Genomic DNA, 23,693 nt, shown 5'->3' with positions numbered 1-23,693 from the left:
TCAGGCTCCTGTTTGTTCAGGCCAGTAGTAGCTGTCGGGAAGTGCCCGCGGACCAAAGATGGCCTGACCAACCCGGACGGTGGTCGCGCCTTCGTGGATCGCAAGTTCAAAATCGGACGACATTCCCATGGATAATTCATACAGCTGATCGCCATAGCTCAGCTGTTGCTGCATCTGCTGCAGCTGTTGGCGCAGCAAAACAAAGCAGCGGCGGATACGTTGCTGATCGGTGGTCAGCGCGGCCAGCGTCATCAGGCCTTTTACCCGCAGGGTCGGAAAGGCGCTGAGCTGGCGCATAAAGGCTTCCAGCTGTGCCGGCTCCAGGCCGTATTTGCTGGCTTCGCCGGAGGTATTAACCTGCACCAGTACATCCAGGCAGCGTTCTTCACGGCTCAGGCGCTTATCCAGTTCGGCGGCCAGACGCAGGCTGTCGAGAGCCTGAAATTCGCTGGCAAAGCGGGCAACAATACGGGCCTTATTGGTCTGCAGATGACCGATGACTGCCCAGTGCAGATCCGTCAGATCGGTGGTGCTCTGCGCTTTGCTCCAGGCTTCCTGCACCTTGTTTTCGCCCAGCAGGGTGCAGCCAGCGGCGTGGGCCATACGGATACGTGCCAGATCCACGGTCTTGCTGACCGGCAGCAGACGGACGCTGTCGGGCTGGCGTCCGCTGTGTTCACAGGCCTGCCGGATACGGGCGTTTACGGCCGCCAGATTGCGCTGCAGATCGTCACTGCTGAAAACCGGGCGGAAACCCTGGCTGGTGGTCGCGGTATGGTTCAAGCCTTTGCTCCTGCTGTCTGATATTCTTGCCGGCGGTGGATAACTGACCGGGTAACCAGTATGCTTTCGGTTTTTGTCCTATGTCAAAAATAATTTTGTCCTATTTATGAATATTACCGGCAAGAGCATTGCAGATATCGTCGCCAGCATCCGGCAGCTGGTGCAGAGCGGACAGCTGGAAGAAGGCGCGTTATTGCCGCCTATCCGCGAGCTGGCAGAACAACTTGGGGTAAACCGCAATACCGTCGCGGCTGCCTATCAGCGGCTGGTCAGCGCTGGCCTGGCGGTCAGTCAGGGGCGGCGTGGCACGATGATCCGCACCCAGGCGGAAGGTGGGTTTCAGGAAGGCGCGATGCCGGATTCGCCGCTGACTGATCTGGCCAGTGGTAATCCGGCACTGCACTGGCTGCCCGATATCAGCCGTTATTTAGCGCAGCTGCCTGCCCGTACTCCGCGCTTATATGGTGAGCCGCTGCTGAATCCGGAGCTTGCTGCGCTGGCACAGAGCCGGCTGTTTGCCGATCAGGCGGAAGCGGATGCGCTGGTGCTCAGCCATGGTGCGGTGGACGCGGTTGAGCGTCTGTTACTGGCGCATCTGAAGCCCGGTGACAAAGTCATCGTCGAAGATCCCTGTTTTCTGGGAACCATCAACACCCTGAATCAGGCCGGGCTGGAAGCCGTTGCCGTCAGTGTTGATGCTGAAGGTCTGCAGACAGAGGCTTTGGCGGCGGCGCTGGCAACCGGCGTGCAGGCCCTGATCTGTACACCCCGTGGTCATAACCCGACCGGTTGCAGTCTGAGCCAGACCCGGGCGACAGAAATCCGCAGCTTGTTGGCGCAATACCCGGATGTATTGCTGATCGAGGATGACCATTTCGCCACCGTTGCCGGCTCGGCGTATTACAGCATCATGCCCGCAGGCCATCGTCATCACGCGCTGGTGCGTTCGGTCTCGAAAGGTTATGGCCCGGACCTGCGCTGTGCCTTTATTCACAGCGATGCCCAAACCCGTGAGCGTCTGTTGCTGCGTCTCACACCGGGCAGCAACTGGGTCAGCCATCTGCTGCAGGATCTGCTCAGCCTGTTGCTGGCCAGCGATGAGGTACAGCAACAGCTGACACAGGCGGCGGATTATTACCGGGCGCAGCACAGCGCACTGGCGGCGGCGCTGAATGCGGCAGAATTACCCGGACTGCCAGTGCTCAGCGCACCGGCGGATGGTCTTAATTTCTGGCTGCCATTGCCGGGGCTGGATGCAGAACAAATCAGCCATCGTCTTGCCCGCTACGGCTGGCTGGTGCGCGATGCGGCGGTATTCAGTGTGCGTCAGCCACAGAGTGCGTTGCGCATAACCATCAGTGAGCTGGACGGCGAACAGCAACAGAAGCTGATTGCTGATCTGCGCAAATGCCTGTGACAAAAACGGTGCGGCTTTGCCAGCACCGGTTAAATCCGCGAGAATAACGATCTGATTTTTCTGGCCCGGAGGCCGGGTATTTTATGACCACCCGTATTGCTATCAATGGTTTCGGCCGTATCGGCCGCTGTGTACTGCGTGCTCTGTACGAAAATGGCTATCGCGGGCAGTTGCAGGTGGTGGCCATTAACGAGCTGGCCGATATTGAAACCATCAGCTACATGCTGCGCTACGACAGTACCCACGGGCGCTTTCCGGGGCAGGTTGAGGTGGTGGATGAACGTCATCTGAGTGTTAATGGCGACCGTATCTGTATCCGCCACGAAGCGGATGCCGCCGCCCTCGACTGGGCTGCGCTGAATATTGATCTGGTGCTGGAATGCAGCGGCCAGATAAAAACCCGCGAAGAGTGCGAACAGCATCTGGCTGGTGGCGCGCATAAAGTGCTGATTTCTAACCCTGCCGACAGCGCGGTGGATAACACCATTATTTTTGGTCTTAATCAGCACACGCTGAGTGACGATCAGCACATCGTTTCCAACGGTTCCTGCTCAACCAATTGTCTGCTGCCGATTCTGACTTTGCTGGATGACGCCTTTGGCATCGAAGCCGGGGTAACCACCACCATTCACTCGGCGATGAACGATCAGCCGGTGATCGACGCCTACCATTCCGATTTACGCCGCACCCGCGCTGCAGGACAAAGTATTATTCCGGTCGATACCGGATTGCCGCTGGGCATTGCGCGTTTAATGCCGAAACTCGCCGGTAAAATCGAAAGTCTGCATGTGCGCGTGCCAACCATTAATGTCTCGGCGCTGGATATCAGTCTGCAATTACAGCAGCCAACCACAGCAGATGCGGTTAATGCACTGCTGGCAGAAGCCAGTAGCGGTGCATTAAAGGGGATTATCGGTATCACCCATGATGCGCATGCCTCCATCGATTTTAATCATGATCCGCGTTCAGGAATCGTTGATGCCACCCAGACCCGCGTCAGCGGCGGTCAGCTGCTGAAGTTGCTGGTGTGGTTTGATAACGAATGGGGTTTTGCCAACCGTATGCTGGATACTGCCTGCGCCATGAGTGCAGAGAATCGCCGCTAATGTTTTTGCTTATGCCCTGGATATTCTTTCAGGGCCAGATGGATTGCTCCCTGTGCTGCCTTAGATAAATTATTGTGTTGCTGGTTTTATTTATCGGGTGCTGGGGCAAAAACATACTGATTGCGGCCGTTATGTTTCGCGTTATAAAGGGCTTCATCGGCCCGGATACAAACGGAATCAATGGTATCGCTGGCCAGAACCGGTGTAATCCCAAAACTGCATGTGACCGGCTGCTCCAGCTCTTCAACACCAAGGGCGCCTGAATTAAGCAGCTGCATTATTTTTTCTGTTCTTTTAATGGCCGTATCCATACTGCATTCCTGCAGTAAAATCATAAATTCTTCACCGCCAAAGCGGTATACCTTATCGACAGGACGGATATTGGCTTCAACCAGCTTCACAAAAGCCAGCAATACCTTGTCACCAATATCATGACCAAAGTTGTCGTTAATCTTTTTAAAGTGATCAATGTCGGCGGCGATCAGGAATAAGCTTTTATCGCTCTTCTCCAGCCTTAACGCCATTTTTTCAATATCCCTGAAATGATCCTGAAAAGATCTCCGGTTTAATGCATTGGTTAACGAATCACGATATGCCAGGTGCTTAAGCTGAAGTGTTTTCTCGCGTAAATACTGCTGCAATAAATACTGTTGCCTGGTGTTTTTATGGTGAGTGATCGATAGCAGTATGCCTGCACCATTGCTGAAGCTATAACCAATGATCATCATTATCTGAGCATGTAAGTTCAGATCTTTTAAGGTCAGAATAATCAGGATGGCCACTGAAGAATGATACAGGCATATTATTGTTGACAGTTTTACGGTCAGAATTCCGGAAGCATACAGGCACAGCATGATAATAAGATCAAACAGGGCATACAGGGCGTAGTCGTCCAGAAAGGTAAACGAGCCCAGTTCCAGAAGTACAAAAAATAGCAATAACGTGCTGAATACCAGTACATCGTAAGAGGAATAACGCCGGATGCGGGGTATGGTTAATAAAAAAATAATACACGCCGCAATATGAACCAGCCTCTGTGCCAGCAGAAAAGAACCCCATGGCCCGGGTTTGACGACCATGGCATCAGAAAGCATAAAAACAGGCATTGAAATTATTACAAACGCACAAAGCCCGAAGACTAAGCGACGCTGTCTGGGAAGTTCCTCCTGGCGGAAAAGGCTTTCCATTTCCGGGTCCCGGAAAACAGCCAGGGCATGGTGGATATAGGGTGATCCGGACTCCATAGCAATTGCCTGAGCTGCCCCCCCATTTAATTTATGAACGGATGTTTACTTGGAGCCTAGTTCAACTTACTTATCCTTCCACCCTCTGCGGTTGTCGTAAAGGTCTCTGGGTATTGATCTGGCAGCAGTACCCGTGCCCGGCCAGCACCTGCGCGCACGCCGGGACGGTACACCCGGCGTACGCAGGCCTGGCGCTGTAATGTTTGTTATTAACAAAAGTGTTGATCAAAAAACGGGCTAAGCTGCAAATAAGACTGTCGTTTACCTACGCCGGAGTCATTGCATGCTTATCCGTACCCGCCTGACCGTTGCACTGTTGTCAGCTGTCATTATCCCTTTGCTGATCATTACCGTTCTGGTTGTTATGGAGTTGCGCAGCAGCGCCCTGAACAGCTTTGAAACCCGCAGCAGTGCTGAAATCCGTCATATTGATACCGCATTCAGTCTCTACCTTAATGGCCTGGCAGAAGATGCCGCTTTTCTGGCTTCGACCCAGGCGCTGAAAGCTCTGGATGAGTCGGTGTCGGATTATCGTGGTGCAGCAAAACCGACCTTTGCTCAGCGCAGTGGCAGTGTTGAGGCTGATGCCTATGCACTGATGGACGATTTCGGTAAAGCACGGCCGGATCTGGCCTATGTTTTTCTGGGGCTCAGCAGTGGTGGTTATATCCAGTGGCCGGGCAGTGATCTGGGGAAGTATGACCCGCGTCAGCGCCCTTGGTATATCGCCGCTCAGGCTGACCCCGGCAAGTCGGTACGTGCCGCCGCCTATGAAGACGTAAACACCGGAGCCCCGCTGCTTGATTATCTGCATACATTCACCACCGACAGTGGTCTGCAGGGCGTGGTCGGAGTGGATGTCACCCTGAGTAAGCTGACCGATATGGTGAAACAAGTGCAGTTCGGCAAAGCCGGCTATCTGATTCTGGTGGAAGAAACCGGCACGGTGCTGGCCGATAGTGGCAATAAAGCAAATAACTTTAAAAATATAAAAGAACTGGACGAAGCCTATCAGCAGTTTTTTGCCCGCGAAGGTCTGTTTGAAACCGAGCTGAATGGCCAGAGTTGGTTTGCAACCGCCTACACGTCACCGGCGTTGGGCTGGAAATTTATCGGCGTTATTCCGGCTGATGAAGTGTTTGCTGTTGCCACTAAAGTACGTAATACCATTCTGCTGATCAGTCTGGTGTTGCTGGGTATTTTTGCTGTGCTGGCCTACTGGATCAGCAACCTGATCGCCAAGCCAATTGGTGCGGTTACCCGGGGTCTGGAAGAGGTTGCCAGTGGCGAAGGGGATCTGACGCGCAGACTGAGAGTGCTCAGCTCAGATGAATCCGGACAGATGGCCAACGCCTTTAACCGCTTTATCACCATGATTCATTCACTGGTATCCGATATTAATGAAGGGGCTGCAGATGTAAAAAATCAGGCTCTGGCTGCACAGGCTATTTCCGATCAGCTGGCGGGTATTTCTGATCAGCAATCCAATTCGATAGAACAGGTATCGACAGCGTTTAATGAAATGGTGGCGACGTCCAATGAGGTGGCAAAAAATTGCAGCGAAACGGCGATTGCCGCCGACCAAAGTCAGCATCATGTTGAAGACGGGCGGCAATTTATTCAGAAAACGACCAGTGCGGTAACGGCTCTTGAAAAGGTCATTGAAGATTCCAACCAGGCAATGTCGACCCTGGCCGTGGAGTCGCGCAATATCACCACCATTCTCGATACCATCCGTGGTATCGCCGAACAGACCAATTTACTGGCACTGAATGCTGCTATTGAGGCGGCCCGCGCCGGTGAACAGGGGCGCGGCTTTGCGGTGGTGGCCGATGAGGTACGGACTCTTGCCGGGCGCACTGCGGAATCAACCGAAGAAATCGATCAGATGATTACCTCGCTGATTAACCGCACCAGTGAAGTGTCGGGCAAACTGGCCAGCAGCCTGGATCACTCACGGGAAACCGCAGAAACCACCGAGCAGACCCGTGCGGTATTTGAGTCCATCGAAGAATCCGTCGCCCGTATCCGTGATATGGCGACCCAGATTGCCGCTGCCGCTGAAGAACAGCATCTGGTGGCGGAAGAAATTAACCAGAATATTATCCGCATTAATACCGAAGCGACCAATGCCAACGACAGCTCGCGACAGCTGAAAGAGAACTCTGATTCCCTTGGTAATCTGTCGCATGATCTGTCAGCGCTGGTCAGCCGCTTCCGGGTTTAAATTCAGGGTCACCGGGCTGGCTGATCGTCGGTGTTTTTAAACTGGGTGTTTTTAAACTGCAGATCGGCCAGGCGTTTGTACAGTGGCGAATGTTGCATCAGCTCCAGATGTGTTCCTATCGCCACCAGTTGCCCATGATCAAATACCGCAATACGGTCAACATTGGTGATGGTTGCCAGGCGGTGGGCGATAACAAAGGTGGTGCGGTTTTTCATTAATACATCCAGAGCCTGCTGCACCAGATGTTCGCTCTGGGCATCGAGGGCGCTGGTGGCTTCATCCAGCAATAATATTTCCGGATCGCGCAAAATAGCACGGGCAATGGCCAGCCGTTGTTTCTGTCCGCCCGATAATTTCACCCCTTGCTCACCTAAAAATGACTGATATTTATCCGGTAATTGCTGAATAAATTCATCGGCATGGGCGGCTTTGGCAGCGGCCAGAATATCGTCTTCACTGGCATCGGGTTTGCCGTAACGCAGGTTATCCAGCACATTGGCGCTGAACAGCACAGGTTGCTGTGGCACCAGAGCAAACTGGCTGCGCAGTTGCTGTAAATCCCAGTCCCGTAACGATTTTCCATGCAGCAGAATATCGCCTTGTTGCGGGTCGCGGAAGCGCAGTAATAAATCAAATAATGTGGATTTTCCGGCCCCGGATGGGCCAACCAGTGCAATACGCTCGCCGGGCTGAATATCCAGTGTTAAATGGCTGATGGCTTTACTGTCCGGACGGCTGGGGTAGTGATAATGCACATCGAGGAAGCTCACTAGAGGCTGACCGGTCTGCTCCTCTGGCGGAATTGTTGTGTTTTGCTGTGGTGACTGAATTTCAGCTTCGGTCGCCAGCAACTCGCGGATGCGTTCAGCGGCACCGGCAGCACGCTGTACTTCACCATAGACCTCGGTTACCGCCGCCAGCGAACCGGCGACCATAATGGCGTAAAACACAAAGGCAGCCAGATCACCGCCTGACAGTTTTCCGGCAATCACATCACTACCGCCGATGTACAGCATACCGGCCACAGAACCCATCACCAGCACCATTACCAGAGCAATCAGCCAGGCGCGCTGGCGGATTCGTTTCAGGGCTACGTCAAAAGCACCTTCAGCGGCGAGGGCGAATTGTTGGGTAACAATATCTTCGCGGGTAAATGCCTGAACCACTTTAATATGCTGCAGACTTTCACCGGCCCAGGCGCCGACACTGGCAATTTTATCCTGGCTGTCACGGGACAGTTTTTTCACCTTGCGGCCAAAATAAATCATCGGAAAAACAACTAAAGGCACGGCGACCAGAACAATCAGGCTGAGTTTTAAATTGCTTAAAAACATCAGCGTGATGCCACCGATAAAGGTCAGCGAATTACGCAGGGCAAAGGAAAACGAGGAACCTATCACCGTCTGCAGCAGAGTGGTGTCGGTGGTTACCCGGCTCTGAATTTCACCGGCCAGATTATCTTCAAAAAAGCTGGGAGGCAGGCTGACCAGATGCTGGTACAGCTGCTTGCGTATGTCGGCCACGACCCGTTCACCGAGCCACGACACCATATAAAAGCGGAAATAAGCCCCGGTAGAAACCAGTACAACAAGTACAGCGAACAACTGCAGGGCGTCGGCCAGTCCCTGAGTGGATTGTGCGGCAAAGCCATTATCGACCATTAAGCGCACACCCTGACCGAGGCCCAGGGTAAGCCCGGCGGTGGCGACCAGGGCAATGATGGCAATGGTTAAACGGAATTTGTAAGGACGGATAAATTGCCAGAGCCAGCGCAGCATCGGAGAGGTCTTTGTATAAAAGGATGTGCTTCAGGCTAGCGATTAGTACCAGCCAGAGCAAGGTGAACATCCGCCGTGCGGACCTGAAGGGGAAAATAGCTCCGGAAATAATAACAGCGCCGGGGCGCTGTTATTAGCAGAAGCACTCAGGCGTTACGCGCGGTGTCCTGAATGCGCTGTACCATGGCGCGCAGGCCATTGCCGCGGGTCGGACTCAGGTGTTTGACCAGATCAATCTTGCTGAAATAATCGTCGATATCGAAGGCGATAATGTCCGCCGGGGTTTTATGGTTGTATGCGGCCAGCACCACACCGAGTAAACCGCGCACGATATGGGCGTCGGAGTCGGCTTCAAAGGTCAGCACGCCGTTATTTAATTCGCTGTCGATCCACACCTGACTCTGGCAGCCGCGCAGCAGGTAGGTATCGTTTTTCTTGTCATCACTCATCGCCGGTAATTGTTTACCCAGATCGATGATGTATTTGTAGCGCTCTTCCCAGTCGTCAAAAAAGCCGAGGGTGTCGAGGATATCGTCGGTGCTGATGTCTGCGCCGAACGGGTTCTGTACTAAAGCCATAATCAGTCCTTACAGAGATTCAACAAAACGGCGGATGCGGTGAGCGGCTTCGATGCATTCATCAACACCAGCCACCAGTGCCATACGTACGCGGTTTTCACCGGGATTAATACCATCGACGGTGCGCGATAAATAGGAGCCGGGCAGCACGGTCACATTCTGCTGGGCAAATAACTGCTGGGCGAAGGTTTCTTCATTAATCGGGGTTTTTGCCCATAAATAAAAACTGGCGTCGGTCTGCTCCACCGCCATCACCGGATTAAGAATTTCTATTACCGCGCGGAATTTCTGTGTGTACAGCGCACGGTTATCGGCAACGTGCTGTTCGTCATTCCAGGCGGCAATGGAGGCCAGCTGGGTCTGCAGCGGCATCGCGCAGCCGTGGTAAGTACGGTATAGCAGGAAAGGTTTTAACAGCGCGGCATCACCGGCAATAAAACCGGAACGCAGGCCGGGTAGATTGGAGCGCTTGGACAGCGAATGAAACACCACGCAGTTTTTATAATCGTGACGGCCTAAGCGGGCACAGGCTTCGAGCAGGCCCATCGGCGCTTCTTTGCCATCGACATAAATTTCGGAATAGCACTCATCACTGGCCAGTACGAAGTTGTAACGGTCGGCCAGTTCAATCAGCTGTTGAAACTGTTCGAAGCTCAGTACCGCACCGGTCGGGTTGCCCGGTGTGCACAGGAACAATAACTGGCAGCGCTGCCAGACATCCGCCGGCACGGCGTTGTAATCCGGGTGGAAATCATTATCGGCCAGACAAGGCAGGAAATGCGGTGTGGCACCGGCCAGATAGGCTGCGCCTTCGTAAATCTGATAGAACGGATTCGGGCTGACCACCAGGGCATCGGGCTGGCTGCGGTCAACCACCGCCTGGGTAAAGGCAAAAATCGCTTCGCGCGTGCCGTTGACCGGAATCACCTGCGACACCGGGTCGATGTTATCCAGACTGAAGCGGCCTTTGAGCCAGCTGGCAATGGCTTCGCTCAGCTGTGGCAGGCCCTTGGTGGTCGGGTAGTTTTCCAGACGGCTGATATTGTCGATCATCGCCTGTTGTACAAAGGCCGGAGACGGATGCTGAGGCTCGCCGATGGACAGCGCGATATGTGGCAGCTGTGCATTCGCCGTAACGGCGGCTTTCAGCTTAGCGAGTTTCTCAAAGGGATAGGGCTGTAATTTGCTCAGATCGGGATTCATGCCTTCCACCGGAGTTCGGAATTTCAGTTGCGCGGCATTATACAGGCATTTGCGCAGGATGCTGCTTTGGCGGCCTGCCGGAATTTGACGCTGGCCATCATGCCACCCATAGTTTCAGCACGGATATTGTTTCGGACGGAGAATAATGCGGCGGCGTATTTGTTTGATATTAGCCTGGCTGCTGATCTTATCTGCCACAGAATTGCAGGCGGAAATAGCGCAAGAGTTCCGGGCGCAGCAGGGCGTGATGAATCTGTCCGGCAGGCCGGTAACGCAGCCATTGGCTCTGGCGGGAGAGTGGCGTTTTGCCTGGCAGCAGCTGAGTGATGGCACCGGCAGCCATGACTGGCCACTGTTCACCATGCCCTCAACCTGGGATGAAAATGGTCAGGCCGGATATGAGTATCCGGGGCAGGGCTACGCCACCTTCGTGCTGGATATTCAGGGCCTTGATCCGCAGGTTGACTGGGCGTTGTTTGTGCCGGAAATAGCCACCAGTTTCCGCCTGTTAGCCAATGGCCGCGATATTCTGCATGGCGGCCGCGTGGGTACTGCCCGTCAGGAGGTACAACCCTATCAGGGCAATCGCTGGGTCAGACTGGGAGGTATCGCTGATGGCCGTCTGCAGCTGGTGCTGCAGGTTGCTAATTATCACCATCACAGTGCCGGGCCCTGGCAGCCACTGTTACTGGGCCCGGAAGATCAGATTACCCGAGGCTACGCCCAGCATGTGATTTATGAAGCCGTTATCCTGCTGCTGTTATTGCTGATTGGTCTGCTGTTGGTGATGGAATATACGGTAGACCGTAAAGACCGCACCGGACTGTGGCTGGGGCTGTTTACCCTGATGCTGGGTGTACGCCTTGGTACCACCTCATTTGCCCCGCTGTACTGGATGCTGAGCCTTAATCCACCCTGGGAGCTGCATATCCGGGTGATTTATATCAGCATGCTGGTCAGCCCGGTGCTGTTGTTTGGCTGGCTGCACTCTGCTTTCGGTACCGATTTCAGCCGGAGTCTGCGTAATCTGTTCAGCCTGCCTTTCCTGTTAGCCGCGTTGCTCTGTCTGTTGTTACCGCCGCTGTGGTTTACCGCATTACTGGGAATCTTTGGTGGTTTGCTGCTGCTGGGCGTGGTGGTGGCGACATCGGTATTGCTGCGTATGGTGTATCTAGGCCGTCGTGGTGCCTGGCTGATTCTGCCGGGGACGATGCTGTTGGGTGTGGCGGTTATTCACGATGTGCTGCTGAATAATCAGCTGCTGAGCGGACAGTACTGGTCGCCGCTGGGGTTTCTGATTTTTATTGTGTCGATGATCTGTAACTTCCTGCTGAACCGGGTCTGGTCACGGCAGGAAATTGTACGCCTGAGCGAAGAACTGCGGCTGATAAACCGCGAGCTGGAACAGCGGGTGGCGGAGCGTACTCAGGCGCTGGCGGAAAAAGCCAACGCCCTGCTGGATGCCAACCAGCAGCTGCAGGTGCTGGCGGATGTGGATGGTCTGACCGGCCTGCTGAATCGTCGTGCTTTGCTGGAGCAATTGCAGCAACTGAAACAGTGGCAGGGCAGTGTCGCGGTTTTGTGGATCGATCTGGATCACTTTAAACGTATTAACGATGGTTTTGGTCACGCCGCCGGTGATGCCGTGCTGGCGGCGTTTGGTGCATTGTTGCGCCGCCTTGGGCGTGACCGTGACCGGTTGGCACGGCTGGGCGGGGAAGAGTTTGCGGTGCTGCTGCTTGATTGCGGAGCCGAGGGCGCGGAAACCTTTGCCCGGCGTCTGCAGCAACAGTTGCGTGAGTTGCAGGTGCCGGACTGGCCGCAGATTCATAACCTGAGTGCAAGTACCGGTATCGCCGTCGGCCGTCTGGGAGAAACCGATGGCGAAGAGCTGCTGAACGCGGCTGACCAGGCGATGTATGAAGTAAAACACTCGACCCGTGACGGCTACAAAATTGCCGCCGACTACCGTCGCTGATCAGTGGCCTGCGGCTTTAATGGCAACCGGCAGGATGGGTTGCATCTCCTGTCCCAGGCAATGCCAGGCGCTGCCTGTTTTTTGTTTAGCCTGTTGTTTTGCCTGTGCTGCCAGCTGGGCAAGACTCTGCGGGTCCTGATTTTCAATCAGCGTTGAGGGCACCACGCCAATGGCTAAACCGAGCAGCGGAATACGGCTCAGCTGGCCGCTGCGGTCATGGGCGTTAAGATAGCCACGACTCCAGTCGTCGTTGCGGTGAAACTCAGAACATTGCTGATTAAACGCCTGCAGCAGTTGCTCACACAGCGGATAAAAATCCGCTTCCTGACTGATCAGTACAAAATCATCGCCACCAATATGGCCGACAAAATTAAGTGCTGAACTGTGCTGTTGCAGCAAGCGGCCGAGCCAGCGTAATACCGCATCGCCCTGACGGTAGCCGTACTGGTCGTTATAGGGCTTAAAATGGTTCAGATCGAGGTACAGCAGATAAAAGTGGCTCTGCTGGCGCAGCAGTTGTTCCACATGTTCGTCGATCGGTACATTGCCCGGCAACAGGGTTAGCGGGTTGGCGTAACGGGCTTTCTGAATCTGACTGTCGGTAATGTGTTTGAGCAGGTCTTTGCTGTTTACCACGCCCTGATAACGACCTTCGCAGGTAACAATCAGGTGCTGGCGCAGGTCTTCGTCGTCGTCATCGGTGAGTACTTTACTGACCGCTTCCAGGGTCATGGCGCAATCGACGATCAGCGGATTCTGCTGCATAAAATGGCCGACGGTTTTACGCTCAAACAACGCACGGCCGTATGGCTGGGCGAATAATTCCAGCAGTTTGCGCCGGTGCAGCAATCCGACCGGGCGCTCCTCCTCCAGTACCGGCAGTGACATTAACAGCGGATTTTCACGGAACAGTTCATCAACTTCGCGCATCGGCAGCGAGGCGGCAATGGTTTCCAGCGGCTGGCACAGGTTGCCGATTGGCTGCTCGACGCCATTGGCATGCACCGGACTGGTGAGGCTCAGGCCGTGCTCCGGAGTCTGGAATTCGGCTTTGCTCTGTGGTTTGCCCAGCAGATAACCCTGACCGATATGAATGCCCATGCTGCGGATTAAATTCAGCTCGCCCTGAGTCTCAATACCTTCGGCAATTACTTCGCACTGCAGCTGTTCGCACAGATGCACCACCGAGGTAACAAAGGCCTGCTTTACCGTGTCCTGATCAATACGGTCGATAAAGTGGCGGTCGATTTTGACGTAGTCGGGGCGGATCTCTGACCAGAGTTTTAAGCCGGAATAGCCGCTGCCCAGATCGTCAATAGCAATGCCATAACCCAGTTCTTTCAGATGGCCGATCAGCGTCAGGAACTGACCGGTATTCTCAATCGGAAAGCGCTCCGAAATTTCCAGCACAACATCGGTTGGCTGCAGACCATTGTGGGTCAGACGCTCGGTCAGCTCGCTGATCTCCTCACCATAGTTGAGCAGGCTTTGCGGGCAGATATTAATAAATAACAGGCCGTCGCTTTGCTGCCGCGAAAAATGACGGATAGCCGAGCGGATGCAGAGAATCTCCAGATCCGGAATCCGGTCAAACTGGTGGGCCGCCTGGAACATCAGATCCGGGCGCTGTAATAGATGACCCGAAGCTCCGCGGGTGAGTGCTTCATAGCCAAGAGCGCGGTTGCGGCTCAGGTCGACTATGGGTTGCAGCACGGTATGAATGGCTTCCTTGCTGATCAGCTCGTCCAGACTGCGTTGCAGAAGATGGGGCGCCATATCAAAACCAAACAGAAAAAGTCAGCGTATAGTGCGGCGCTTGCATGACCTGCAGATGACAAAATGGTAAACAAAATCAGCGGTTGTGTAAGAGGATGTGAGCAGCGCTGGCCTGCTGAGAAAAAGCATAAAGATAACGCTGGTCAGCAGGCAGAAAATTGTCCTGCTGACCGCTTTCCGGATTCAGTGTCCGCTGAACAACTGCTTGGCCGCCTGTTGGTGGTTGGCCATCAGCTGGTGGATATCGCCGCCCAGCCATTGTTTATCGCGTACTTTCCAGTCCCCGTTGATCATCACCGCGTCAGCCTGACTTGCACCACACAGCACCAGCGCTGCCAGTGGGTCATGAGCGCCGCTGAAACGCGGTTCATCGAGTTTAAAGAAAGCAATATCAGCACGCTTACCGGGCGCCAGTTCGCCAATATCATCGCGCCGTAACACCTGAGCCGAGCCTTTGGTGGCCAGATGTAACGCATCCAGATGGGTGAACTCATCGGCCTGATAGCGCAGGCGCTGAATTAATAATGCCTGCCGCACTTCCTGCATTAAATTGCTGTGGTCGTTGGAGGCGCTGCCATCCACACCGAGCCCGACTGGGCTGCCGGCGGCGCGTAATTCATTTACCCGGCAGATTCCGGATGCCAGCACCATATTGGATGACGGACAGTGGCAGATACCGGTGCCCGCCGCTCCGAGGCGCTGCACTTCTTCATCGTTAAAATGAATGCCGTGCGCCAGCCAGGTGCGGTTATTCAGCCAGCCGACCGAGTCCAGATAATCCAGTGGCCGCTGGCCAAACATCTTCAGGCAGAAAGCATTTTCATCTTCGGTTTCCGCCAGATGGGTATGCAGGCCGACATCGTATTGTGCTGCCAGCTCCGCACTGGCACGCATGATGTCAGGGGTCACCGAAAACGGCGAGCAGGGCGCCAGAGCGACTTCCAGCAGCCCCTGATCATCACGCTGGTGCCAGTGTTCAATCAGGCGTTTGCTGTCATCCAGAATTACCTGTTCGGTCTGCACCACCGAACGCGGTGGCAGGCCGCCATCATCCACACTCAGGCTCATCGAACCACGGGTCAGGGTGGCGCGCATGCCCAGTTTTAAGCTGGTTTCGGCCTGAATATCGATGGCGTTTTCCAGCCCGGCCGGAAACAGATAATGATGGTCGGCCACCGTGGTGCAGCCAGACAGCAACAGCTCGACCATTGCCAGCTCCGTGGCCAGCGCATGTTGTGCCGGGGTCAGCCCGGCCCAGATAGGGTAAAGCGTCTGCAGCCAGGGGAATAAGCGCTTGTTGAGTGCCGGAGGGCAGGCGCGGGTCAGGGTCTGGTAGAAATGATGATGGGTATTCACCAGCCCGGGCAAGACAACGTGCGCGCTGGCATCGAATACCTGACTGACAGGGCCGGAGGGTTGCTGCCCGGCGGCCAGCACTTCAAGGATACGGCCATCGGCGATCACCAGCCCGCCACTGGCGTCCAGCTGGTTGCTGGTAAATACGGCGCGGGGATGTTTAATCCAGAGAGTGTTCATGATTGTGCTCCGCAAAGTTTCGCTGCGGCGGTGGCAGACAGGAAGGACTGGGCACCGGTCGCTAACGAATAAGAATAAACCGCACAGGCGTGCGGCGGATCGTTAGCAGTGACCAGGTGTTAATCTGCCGGCGTTGATGATAACAGGCTGTATCAGACGGGCAAGTAATGTGGCGAGGTTAGTGGCCACTTTGTGATGCGATTTATAAATAACAGGTCTATCGCAGTTCGCCTACAGACTGTTTTCTATTCTCATTCCTGTTGGGCTGGCTATCAGCTAGTGCTTTTCTACACTCATAGAACCTGTGCTCACGGAACGCTAAGCAAGGGAATATGCAGGGAGGGAATATGAGTGCATTTTACTGGCGCAGTGCTTCCGGCCGACGGTTGCTGATCCATCTGTTTCTGTCCAGCCTGCTGCTTGCTCTGTTGTCGTCTGCAGTGGCCCTGTACAGCGCTTACCGCACGGAATACCGTAACAACGAAGCTCTGCTGCAACAGATCAGCAGCGGCTACCTGAATGCCCTGGCGCAGAGTGTGTGGAGCTTTGATATTCCGCAGGTTGAATCTCAGCTGGCTGCTCTGGTGCAGTTCCCTTATATCCGCTATGCCATGCTGGATGCCGGTAATGGCGAATACTTCTCTGCCGGTCAGGCAGAAGAGGCAGGGTCTGGTGACAGGATTCTGCAGGAGCGGCAATTTGATCTGCACTACGACAATGGCGAGCGCAGTATTCTGGTCGGCAGTTTACGTTTACAGCTGGATTTAGTGGCCATGCGGCAACAGGTTATGGCTACGGCTCCGGTCGTGCTGCTCAAGCATCTGGTTATTATTCTGCTGTTAGCGGCTTTACTTCTGTTTGCGCTGATCCGGCTGTTCAGTCGTTATGCCGGCTCTCAGCTGCGTTCCCTTTCTGACTGGGCGGAGCGTGGTGATATTCGTGCACCGGTACAGTTGCCGGATGATGGTGGAGAGAATGACGAGCTGAACCGTATTGGCCGTACCATTAATCACTTATGTCAGCAGATTCAGCAGGTAATGGCTGAGCGAGATTATTCCGACCATGAATTGCAACAGCTCAACAACCGGCTGGAACAAAAAGTAGAAGAGCGCACGGGAGAGCTGAATAACGCCATCAATTCCCTTAATCGTTTAATTGATACCTTGCAGGAAGACCGGCATGAGCAGGTCGAAAATGAAAAAATGGCCCAGCTGGGCAGTCTGGTCGCCGGGGTTGCCCATGAACTGAATACTCCACTGGGGATCTGTGTAACGGCCCGGAGTTATATCGAAGATTCAGTATTATTAATTCAGGAACGGATTAAAAATGGCACGCTGGATAAAAATACTTTCTCAGCACAGATTAATAATATTTCAGAAGGTTTGTTACTGATCGATGAAAACCTGAACCGCTCGCACCGCCTGGTGCGTACCTTTAAATCGCTGGCAGTTGATGAAGAAAGTGATTTCCGCTCGCGCTTTTCACTGGAAGAATTTCTGCAGGAATTTGCCGGTAACAATGATGACTTTTTTGTTGAAGACAACACCTGTCGTATCGAATATAACCTCAGCCAGCCGGTTATTCTGAACACCTGCCGGCAGACGCTTGGGTTGGTAATGGGAGCACTGATTGGTAACTCGCTGGATCATGGCTATCCGGACGGTGGTGACAGTCATATTCAGATACATGGCAGTATAGATGTAACAGAAAACCTTCTGACGCTGATCTATGAAGACGATGGTATTGGTATCAGCAATGAGGTACGTCAGCGTATTTTTGATCCGTTTTTTACCACGGGCCGGCACCGGGGCAAAACCGGTCTGGGAATGCATCTGGCGTATAATCTGGTTACACGCATTCTGCACGGCAGTATCGAAGTCTGTGAACGCCGTCAGGGTGCGGAAAACCAGGGCGCAGAAATCCACCTGCGCATACCGCTGGATCTCGACCGATATGATCGGACGATGACTGAGCAGGGCTTAAAGCTGGTGATTAATAATCACTGAAACGTACTCACAGAATCCCGGAGCGGGTTCTGTGAGTGCATGGGTTAAACCGCAGCAGTATCTTCTGTGCTGGTTTCTGTATTATCTGTTGTCGCCAGATAGGCCGCACGCCCTGGCGGTGTCAGGCCGCAGCCGCGCAGAATCATATCTTCAAGAAAATCACCAATACGCAGAATATCTTCTTCTTCATACTGACGTTTGTTGGTTACTTCGAGTACCTGGGTTTCAAAGTCAGCGTAATGCTGAGTTGATGACCAGATCATAAAAATAAGATGGGTCGGATCTACGGCACGGATTTTACCGGCATCAATCCAGCTCTGAATTACCTGAGTTTTCTCTCTGACCCATAAGCGCATTGCACCACTGATATAATCTTTCAGGTAAGGTGCGCCCTGAATGATTTCCATGGCGAAAATTTTAGATGCATTCGGATGGGTATAGGAAAGACGAATCTTGGTACGGATAAACAGGCTCAGAATATGAGCAGGATCACTGTCGGCATTAATATCGGACAGTACTTCGTTCCAGGTGGTCAGGATATTTTCCAGCAGGGCACGATACAGATTGCCCTTGTTCTTAAAGTAATAATGGATATTGGCTTTGGGAACGCCGGCACGGTCGGCAATGGCCTGCATGCTGGTACCCTTAAAACCATGTAATACAAACTCCTGCTCGGCTGCGGCAAGAATATTTTCATTGTTGCGCTCACGAATAGCGCCGGTCTTGTATTTTTGTGTGCTCATATCACTTCCCGCCAGTAAGAACAGAATCTGGCATAACATAGTCTGTGAGGGCCTAAGAGTATCATATCCGGCATGGGTAGTGATAAATCCGCTGACAGACAATAAGGGGAGCACCTGGCTCCCCTTATCACACCCGGATGATTACAGGTGTACTTTCAGCAGCAGGCTGATCGCGTTCTGATCGCGGTCTTTGTCTTCCATGCCTTTAGCACCGAATTTGTTGTTCCAGTAGCTGTACTCAACACCTACTTTTACCTTGTTGCTGACACCCAGAGCAGGGCCAACGTTATAGGTAAGCTGTGGGGTGAAGTTCAGCTCGGAATCATGCTGATCAGTACCTGTAGACCAGTCGAGGAAACCATCGATGTTCAGGTTGCCTGATGACCAGCCGTAAACAAAAGTCAGCTGATGGTCGTTATCACCATTAGTGAAAGTGTTATTACGCTGAGAGTAATAATACGTTGTGCTGAAGTAATTCATGCCAGGAATGTTCAGGTCAGCACCAATACCGTAGAGGTAGTTATCTTGGCTATATGCGCCACCTTCAGGCAGGAAAAACTTGCTGGTAGTGCTGGAGCCGAATTCATAGGTAAAAGCAGCATTAATAGCTTTTACAAAGCTGCCTTCTTCAAATTTTTTCAGCGTGAACGTTGGAGAAAACTCACCGTAAGTCTCGCTGTAGTCACCTTCACCAACCAGACGGTCAACGAAGAAGAACAGGCTGCCCCAGCTATGACCGGAAACGTGTTCCAGAGTCATGTTGGTTACAGCGTTTTTTTCACCATTGTTAGGGGTCATGGTGTAGTCTTCGCCGTACAGTAACGATACGCTGTTATCAGCCCAGAATTGTTCTGCCTGGGCTGTGCCGGTAGCAGCAGCGATAACGGCCATGGCCAGAAGTTGCTTTTTCATTTTTTCTCTCCAGATTTTACAAGGTGTTATTTCTAATAGGTTGCTTGAATTTGGTTTAATCAACGCACTCAATCTATCAATCAATTCCGTTTATTTCATCCGTTAAAAGATGAATTCCCTGTTATTTTTAACATTGACCATTTTGGTCTTTTTATCATTTCCGGAACGTTAGCCGGGTAATGGTTTGGCATTATTCAGAAATAATTTTCGTCTGACTTAATCCCAGAGAATCGGGCCTGTCTGCGGTTCTGTAAACAGCAGATCAGGCCAGTATCTTCTAGGGCCTGTCGACACTAATTAAACAGACCTGTTATCGGCTAAAAATTTCTCAGGCAAGGCGCTGAGAGTGTGGGATGTTCAGCACATCCCTGTGCTTCACCCCTTCGGGGTTGGCACGCCAACCTGTTCCAGACAGATTGGTAACGGGTTAAGCGAGCGAACAGCAACGCAGGATGAGGGATTTTTAGCCATAACCCTTCGGGCTGAGGCCAGTTTTCCCCATTAACATCGTCGTTCGTCATTCATTTAACCCGCTACCCATCTGCCCGGAGCAGAGGGGCGCGAAGCCCGCAGGGTCAGGAACATGGATGTTCCTGACAATATCACTCCTCTCTCCTTGTTCTGAGAAAAACTGGCTCTCAGCAGGCCGGATTTACTTAGTGTCAACAGGCCCTAGTTTTTAAGCCAGTGGCCGGTACGGCTGACCAATAGACTTTGGTGCACTCATTTTCGTTTTTATCGCATCGGATGAAAGCCAGACCAATACAATAATGGTGGCCGCATAAGGCAGCATCGCCATAATGTTTGGCGGAACTTCAAAACGTGTTCCCTGCAACACCAGATGCAGAATACTGGCAAAACCAAACAGATAGGCACCCAGCAGAATACGTTCGGCTTTCCAGCTGGCAAAAACAACCAGTGACAATGCAATCCAGCCTCGTCCTGCAGACATGCCGTCACTCCACATCGGGGTGTAAACCAGTGACAGGTAAGCGCCGGCCAGACCGGTCATGGCGCCACCAAACAGCACGGCCATAAAACGGATCTGCTGTACGTTAATACCGATGGCGTTTGCCGCTTCCGGATTTTCACCTACAGCGCGGATTTTTAACCCCAGACGGGTGCTGCGGAATACCCAGAAAACCAGCGCGAATAACGCCAGGGTTAAATACACCAGTGGGTCGTGCTGAAACAGTACTTTGCCAATCACCGGGATATCGCTCAGCAGCGGCACCGACCAGACCTGAATGCCCTCAAGGCCAATACCAATATAATTTGTACCCAGAAATGCACTCAGACCGCCACCAAAGATGGTCAGCGCAAGGCCGGTTGCAACCTGATTGGAAGCCAGTGTGATAGACAGGTAGCCAAACAGAAAGGCCATACCCATACCGGCGAATATGGCGCAGAAGGTTGCCAGAAAATAATTGCCGGTAACGGATGCCGCAATAAAGCCGACGACGGCGCCAACCAGTAACATGCCTTCCTGACCCAGATTAAGAACACCGGACTTTTCGCAGACCATCTCACCCAGTGCAATCAGAATCAGCGGAGTGCCGGTTTTGAACGTGGCAAATAAAATATTTGTAATTAAATCGATATCCATGACTCAGGCCCGGGCTGTACGAGGTTGAAAGACAATGCGATAGCTGATCAGAAGATCCGCAGCCAGCAGGAAAAACAGCAGCATGCCCTGGAATAATCCGGTCAGGGATTTTGGCAGGCTCATTTCGATCTGTACCATTTCTCCACCCATAAAGGTCAGAGCCAGCAGCATACTGGCCAGCAAAATACCGAATGGCTGCATACGGCCAAGGAACACCACAATAATGGCGGCGTAACCATAGCCCGGTGATACGTGAGGAATTAACTGGCCAATCGGTCCGGTCACTTCGGCAACACCGGCGAGGCCTGCCAGAGCACCGCAGACTAACAAGGCAAACCAGGTCAGACGGTTGGTATTAAAACCGGCATAACGTGCTGCTTTGGCATCTTCACCCAGTACCTGAATCTGATAACCAACCCAGCTGCGCGCCATCACCGTCCAGATAACCACGGTAAAGAACAGAGCAAACAGAATGGAAATATTCAGGCGGTAATCGTCGCTGAACAGGGGTAACAGCGCGGCATCGGCAAACATGGCAGATTCCGGGAAATTGAATCCGGCCGGATCGCGCAGAGGCCCGTGTACGGCGTACAGCAGAGCGTTCAGGGCGATGTAGTTAAGCATAATGGTGGTCAGGATTTCGTTGGCGTTAAAGCGGGTTTTCAGCCACGCCGCCAGTGCTCCCCACAATAAACCACTGATGCTGCCGGCAATCAGAATCGGCACCAGGACCCAGCGGCTTTCAGCATCAAGAAACTGCAGCGCAGCCATACTGCCGCCCAGTGCCCCCATAATAAACTGGCCTTCGGCACCGATATTCCAGATTTTGGCGCGGTAACACAGTGTCAGACCCATGGCACAGAGTAACAATGGCGCTACTTTTATTCCCAGTTCGGTCCAGCCATAGGCATTGGTCAGTGGTGAAATGAAAAAGGTATACAGAGCGTGCAGCGGGTCATGACCCAGTACAGAAAACAGCAACGCACCGGCAAGCAGGGTCAGCACAATAGCGATAAGAGGGGATACATAACTCATCAGGCGGGAATCGGCCTGACGTTTTTCAAGCTTAAGCATGTGCGCTCTCCAACGAGGATGGATTGGCACTGTCGTGACCAAATTGACCGGCCATCCACTGACCCAGTGTTTCGATACCCACGTCCTGGGTTGGTTTTACCGGGCTCAGTTGCCCGTCACAGATGGCGCCGATGCGGTCAGAAATCTGATACAGCTCATCAATATCTTCGGATACCACAATAATAGCGGCGCCTTCGTCGCGCAGCTGGATCAGTGCATGGCGGATCAAAATCGCAGCGCCAATATCCACACCCCAGGTTGGATGGGAACACACCAGCAATTTCGGCTGCTGTTCTATTTCACGGCCGATAATAAATTTCTGCAGATTACCGCCGGACAGGCTTTTCGCCTGAGCATATTCGTTGGCGCATTTAACGTTATATTTTTCAATAATATCGCGGGCGAATTCGCGTACTTTGCGGTAGTTAATCCAGCCATTGGCTTTCAAATCACGATGACTGCTGCTGAGCAGCGTATTTTCGACCAGCGACATATTTGGGACGGCGCCACGTCCCAGACGTTCTTCGGGTACAAAAGCAAAACCCAGCCGACGGCGCTGATCGGGGCTCATGGCACCGATATTCTGGCCGAGCAATTCGATGCTTTCAGGACTGGTGGTTTCTTCGCCGCTGAGCAGTGCGCAGAGTTCGTCCTGACCATTGCCGGCAACACCGGCGATGCCGAGAATTTCGCCGGCTTTTACCTTAAGGTTCAGGTTGTTAAGGGTAACGCCGAACGGATCTTCCGGGGTAAAGCTGAGGTTGTTCAGGCTGAGTGCGGTCTCTCCGCCCTCGGCTTTCTGATAATTCTGATTCAGCGGAGTATCTTCACCCACCATCATCCGCGCCAGATCTTCACTGCTGACTTCCTGTGGGTTGCAACGTCCGGTAACACGGCCGTTGCGCAATACGGTAGCGGCATTGCAGAGCTCGGTCACTTCGTCGAGCTTGTGGGAGATAAACAGAATGGAGCAGCCTTCAGCAGCGAGGGTCTTCAGGGTGCGGAACAGTTCGCGTACTTCCTGCGGGGTAAGAACCGAAGTGGGTTCATCGAGAATCAACAGCTTAATGTCCTGCAACAGACAACGGACAATTTCGACCCGCTGCTGTGCACCGACCGAGAGCGTATGTACATGGCGGTCAGGGTCCAGTGCCATTCCATAGTGCGTGGAAATCTCGCGGATGCGCTGACTCAGTGCTTCCATGTCCCGGCTTTCGTCTGCCGGCAGGCTCAGGGCAATATTTTCGGCAACGGTGAGGGTTTCAAACAGTGAGAAATGTTGGAACACCATACCAATACCCAGCTGGCGCGCATGAGCCGGGCCGTTCATCTGAATGGCTTCACCCTGCCAGGCAATCTTACCGGCGTCGGGTTTGATTACGCCGTAGATAATCTTCATCAGGGTACTTTTGCCGGCGCCGTTTTCCCCAAGTAAGGCGTGGGTCTCGCCGGCATTCACCAACAATTCAATATCATCGTTGGCAAGGCAGCCCGGATACTCTTTGCGGATACCGCTCAGATGCAGGCGCATGGTTGATTCTTGTGCTGGCACTAAGATTCCTCAAATTTAAAAGCTGACCACTTGGACAAATCGTTAGCAATTAGCTTGCCACATGCTGCAGCTACGCATCTCAGCATGTTTTGTTATATGCTTGACCAGTTGGTCAGGAAATTGCAACGCATTCCCCGGACAGAATTCTCTACTGAAATTCAGCTCTGTCGGGCG

The 23,693-nt window shown here is 53.2% G+C and carries 17 protein-coding genes; 5 read left to right on the top strand and 12 right to left on the bottom strand.

Features of this window, described 5'->3' with window-relative positions; all coding sequences use genetic code 11:
* Complete coding sequence (locus MT343_RS16405; protein WP_145466543.1) at nt 1-783, bottom strand: YggS family pyridoxal phosphate-dependent enzyme; 783 nt, start codon at nt 781-783, stop codon at nt 1-3.
* Between the two features lie 106 nt (nt 784-889).
* Here MT343_RS16405 and MT343_RS16400 point away from each other — a divergent pair, with 106 nt between their 5' ends.
* Nucleotides 890-2,200 carry an aminotransferase class I/II-fold pyridoxal phosphate-dependent enzyme gene (locus MT343_RS16400; protein WP_145466542.1) on the top strand — a complete coding sequence of 437 codons (1,311 nt, stop codon included), beginning with the start codon at nt 890-892 and terminating at the stop codon, nt 2,198-2,200.
* 83 nt (nt 2,201-2,283) lie between these two features.
* Nucleotides 2,284-3,306 carry a type I glyceraldehyde-3-phosphate dehydrogenase gene (locus MT343_RS16395; protein ID WP_145466541.1) on the top strand — a complete coding sequence of 341 codons (1,023 nt, stop codon included), beginning with the start codon at nt 2,284-2,286 and terminating at the stop codon, nt 3,304-3,306.
* A gap of 86 nt (nt 3,307-3,392) precedes the next feature.
* On the opposite strand, the gene MT343_RS16390 is transcribed toward MT343_RS16395, so the two are convergent.
* Complete coding sequence (locus MT343_RS16390; RefSeq protein ID WP_186435774.1) at nt 3,393-4,400, bottom strand: GGDEF domain-containing protein; 1,008 nt, start codon at nt 4,398-4,400, stop codon at nt 3,393-3,395.
* A gap of 433 nt (nt 4,401-4,833) precedes the next feature.
* On the opposite strand from MT343_RS16390, the gene MT343_RS16385 reads away from it, so the two are divergent.
* On the top strand, nt 4,834-6,777 hold the full coding sequence (locus MT343_RS16385; RefSeq protein ID WP_145466539.1) for a methyl-accepting chemotaxis protein: 1,944 nt from the start codon (nt 4,834-4,836) through the stop codon (nt 6,775-6,777).
* A gap of 8 nt (nt 6,778-6,785) precedes the next feature.
* On the opposite strand, the gene MT343_RS16380 is transcribed toward MT343_RS16385, so the two are convergent.
* From MT343_RS16380 to dapC, 3 genes are all read right to left on the bottom strand, one after another.
* Nucleotides 6,786-8,555 (bottom strand): ABC transporter transmembrane domain-containing protein, encoded by a 1,770-nt coding sequence (locus tag MT343_RS16380; protein ID WP_145466538.1) that lies wholly within the window; start codon nt 8,553-8,555, stop codon nt 6,786-6,788.
* Nucleotides 8,556-8,701: 146 nt separating this feature from the next.
* Nucleotides 8,702-9,133, bottom strand: a complete 432-nt coding sequence (locus MT343_RS16375; RefSeq protein ID WP_186435773.1) for a SufE family protein — start codon at nt 9,131-9,133, stop codon at nt 8,702-8,704.
* 9 nt (nt 9,134-9,142) lie between these two features.
* Nucleotides 9,143-10,336: a succinyldiaminopimelate transaminase gene (gene dapC, locus MT343_RS16370; RefSeq protein WP_145466536.1), complete on the bottom strand. Its 1,194-nt coding sequence runs from the start codon at nt 10,334-10,336 to the stop codon at nt 9,143-9,145.
* A gap of 163 nt (nt 10,337-10,499) precedes the next feature.
* On the opposite strand from dapC, the gene MT343_RS16365 reads away from it, so the two are divergent.
* Nucleotides 10,500-12,314: a sensor domain-containing diguanylate cyclase gene (locus MT343_RS16365; protein ID WP_186435772.1), complete on the top strand. Its 1,815-nt coding sequence runs from the start codon at nt 10,500-10,502 to the stop codon at nt 12,312-12,314.
* On the opposite strand, the gene MT343_RS16360 is transcribed toward MT343_RS16365, so the two are convergent.
* Both MT343_RS16360 and MT343_RS16355 read right to left on the bottom strand, forming a co-directional pair.
* Nucleotides 12,315-14,090 (bottom strand): GGDEF domain-containing protein, encoded by a 1,776-nt coding sequence (locus MT343_RS16360; protein ID WP_145466534.1) that lies wholly within the window; start codon nt 14,088-14,090, stop codon nt 12,315-12,317.
* Nucleotides 14,091-14,273: 183 nt separating this feature from the next.
* Nucleotides 14,274-15,626: an 8-oxoguanine deaminase gene (locus MT343_RS16355; RefSeq protein ID WP_145466533.1), complete on the bottom strand. Its 1,353-nt coding sequence runs from the start codon at nt 15,624-15,626 to the stop codon at nt 14,274-14,276.
* Between the two features lie 347 nt (nt 15,627-15,973).
* Between MT343_RS16355 and MT343_RS16350 the strand changes: the two genes are divergently transcribed.
* On the top strand, nt 15,974-17,632 hold the full coding sequence (locus MT343_RS16350) for a sensor histidine kinase (RefSeq protein WP_186435771.1): 1,659 nt from the start codon (nt 15,974-15,976) through the stop codon (nt 17,630-17,632).
* Nucleotides 17,633-17,676: 44 nt separating this feature from the next.
* Here MT343_RS16350 and MT343_RS16345 read toward each other — a convergent pair whose 3' ends face one another.
* From MT343_RS16345 to MT343_RS16325, 5 genes are all read right to left on the bottom strand, one after another.
* Entirely contained in the window at nt 17,677-18,375 is a 699-nt protein-coding gene (locus tag MT343_RS16345; RefSeq protein ID WP_145466531.1) for a TetR/AcrR family transcriptional regulator, read from the bottom strand.
* Between the two features lie 141 nt (nt 18,376-18,516).
* On the bottom strand, nt 18,517-19,287 hold the full coding sequence (locus MT343_RS16340) for a DUF5020 family protein (protein ID WP_145466530.1): 771 nt from the start codon (nt 19,285-19,287) through the stop codon (nt 18,517-18,519).
* A 679-nt stretch (nt 19,288-19,966) separates the two neighbouring features.
* On the bottom strand, nt 19,967-20,893 hold the full coding sequence (locus tag MT343_RS16335) for an ABC transporter permease (protein ID WP_145466529.1): 927 nt from the start codon (nt 20,891-20,893) through the stop codon (nt 19,967-19,969).
* A gap of 3 nt (nt 20,894-20,896) precedes the next feature.
* Entirely contained in the window at nt 20,897-21,967 is a 1,071-nt protein-coding gene (locus tag MT343_RS16330; protein ID WP_145466528.1) for an ABC transporter permease, read from the bottom strand.
* Nucleotides 21,960-23,498 (bottom strand): ABC transporter ATP-binding protein, encoded by a 1,539-nt coding sequence (locus MT343_RS16325; protein ID WP_186435789.1) that lies wholly within the window; start codon nt 23,496-23,498, stop codon nt 21,960-21,962. The genes MT343_RS16330 and MT343_RS16325 overlap by 8 nt, the downstream gene beginning before the upstream one ends.
* Nucleotides 23,499-23,693 lie beyond the last annotated feature (195 nt).

It is taken from the genome of Venatorbacter sp. C2-1 (assembly GCF_022832715.1).
Classification (GTDB): Bacteria; Pseudomonadota; Gammaproteobacteria; order Pseudomonadales; family Oceanobacteraceae; genus Venatoribacter; species Venatoribacter alkanivorans.
The sequence above is the reverse complement of the archived record's forward strand: the minus strand, read 5'-3'. Positions and strand labels throughout refer to the sequence as shown.

Excerpts from the sequence above, each read along its gene's own strand:
- MT343_RS16375 (WP_186435773.1), bottom strand. The coding sequence starts at position 9,133 with ATGGCTTTAGTACAGAACCCGTTCGGCGCAGACATCAGCACCGACGAT.
- MT343_RS16330 (WP_145466528.1), bottom strand. The coding sequence starts at position 21,967 with ATGCTTAAGCTTGAAAAACGTCAGGCCGATTCCCGCCTGATGAGTTAT.
- MT343_RS16395 (WP_145466541.1), top strand. The coding sequence starts at position 2,284 with ATGACCACCCGTATTGCTATCAATGGTTTCGGCCGTATCGGCCGCTGT.
- MT343_RS16340 (WP_145466530.1), bottom strand. The coding sequence starts at position 19,287 with ATGAAAAAGCAACTTCTGGCCATGGCCGTTATCGCTGCTGCTACCGGC.
- dapC (WP_145466536.1), bottom strand. The coding sequence starts at position 10,336 with ATGAATCCCGATCTGAGCAAATTACAGCCCTATCCCTTTGAGAAACTC.
- MT343_RS16355 (WP_145466533.1), bottom strand. The coding sequence starts at position 15,626 with ATGAACACTCTCTGGATTAAACATCCCCGCGCCGTATTTACCAGCAAC.
- MT343_RS16390 (WP_186435774.1), bottom strand. The coding sequence starts at position 4,400 with ATGCTTTCTGATGCCATGGTCGTCAAACCCGGGCCATGGGGTTCTTTT.
- MT343_RS16350 (WP_186435771.1), top strand. The coding sequence starts at position 15,974 with ATGAGTGCATTTTACTGGCGCAGTGCTTCCGGCCGACGGTTGCTGATC.
- MT343_RS16385 (WP_145466539.1), top strand. The coding sequence starts at position 4,834 with ATGCTTATCCGTACCCGCCTGACCGTTGCACTGTTGTCAGCTGTCATT.
- MT343_RS16380 (WP_145466538.1), bottom strand. The coding sequence starts at position 8,555 with ATGCTGCGCTGGCTCTGGCAATTTATCCGTCCTTACAAATTCCGTTTA.
- MT343_RS16325 (WP_186435789.1), bottom strand. The coding sequence starts at position 23,498 with ATGCGCCTGCATCTGAGCGGTATCCGCAAAGAGTATCCGGGCTGCCTT.
- MT343_RS16400 (WP_145466542.1), top strand. The coding sequence starts at position 890 with ATGAATATTACCGGCAAGAGCATTGCAGATATCGTCGCCAGCATCCGG.
- MT343_RS16345 (WP_145466531.1), bottom strand. The coding sequence starts at position 18,375 with ATGAGCACACAAAAATACAAGACCGGCGCTATTCGTGAGCGCAACAAT.
- MT343_RS16360 (WP_145466534.1), bottom strand. The coding sequence starts at position 14,090 with ATGGCGCCCCATCTTCTGCAACGCAGTCTGGACGAGCTGATCAGCAAG.
- MT343_RS16335 (WP_145466529.1), bottom strand. The coding sequence starts at position 20,893 with ATGGATATCGATTTAATTACAAATATTTTATTTGCCACGTTCAAAACC.